This window comes from Pseudomonas donghuensis, from assembly GCF_000259195.1.
GTDB classification, from domain to species: Bacteria; Pseudomonadota; Gammaproteobacteria; order Pseudomonadales; family Pseudomonadaceae; genus Aquipseudomonas; species Aquipseudomonas donghuensis.
Map to the genome: position 1 here is coordinate 1 of NZ_AJJP01000230.1, position 622 is coordinate 622.

The following is a 622-nucleotide window of genomic DNA, read 5'->3' on the forward strand; positions in this document are numbered from 1 at the left end:
CCGCCAGCCTGCTGGCTGTGGAAATGGGCGACGGCCAGCAATACGGCTGCAGTCGAGATTTTGCGGCATCTCTAGGCTTGGTGCCCAGGCAATACAGCACAGGCGGCAAAGCTAATTTGCTAGGTATCAGCAAGCGTGGCGACAAGAATCTGCGACGGCTGTTGGTGCAATGCGCCAGAGTCTACATGCAGCACCTGGAGCGGCAGAAAGGGCCGTTGGCGGACTGGGTGCGAGCACTTCTGACGCGGCGGCACTCAAACGTAGTCGCCTGCGCGCTGGCCAACAAGCTCGCCCGCATAGCTTGGGCGATTTCTGCTCACCACACCCAATACGAAACAGGGCCAGGCGCCTTGAGCGCCTGACCCTGCGGTTGTTGCTGTACCACGACTCACCTTTCAGGTTTTGCGATAGCTGAGCAATAGATGAACTGAACGGCCTACCGGCCTGGCGAAGATCCTGGCATAAAAATCGGCTCTCGAAGCCGAGCGGTTTTTAAGGATCGTCAGGCGCGACTCTCATCGTGGCGCGGGGCTTGCCCCAATTTGACGCCGGATAGATTTAAGCAAGCCAACCATTTCATCCGTTAATCAGTATTGCAAAAAATGGGGTGACCATAGATTTT

Annotated in this window: 1 protein-coding gene; it reads left to right on the top strand. The window is 56.6% G+C overall.

Going from position 1 to position 622, the window contains the following annotated elements; all coding sequences use genetic code 11:
• On the top strand, nucleotides 1-362 hold a 362-nt coding region (locus UW3_RS0102295; protein WP_010220582.1), incomplete at its 5' end, for an IS110 family transposase.
• Nucleotides 363-622: the final 260 nt, after the last annotated feature.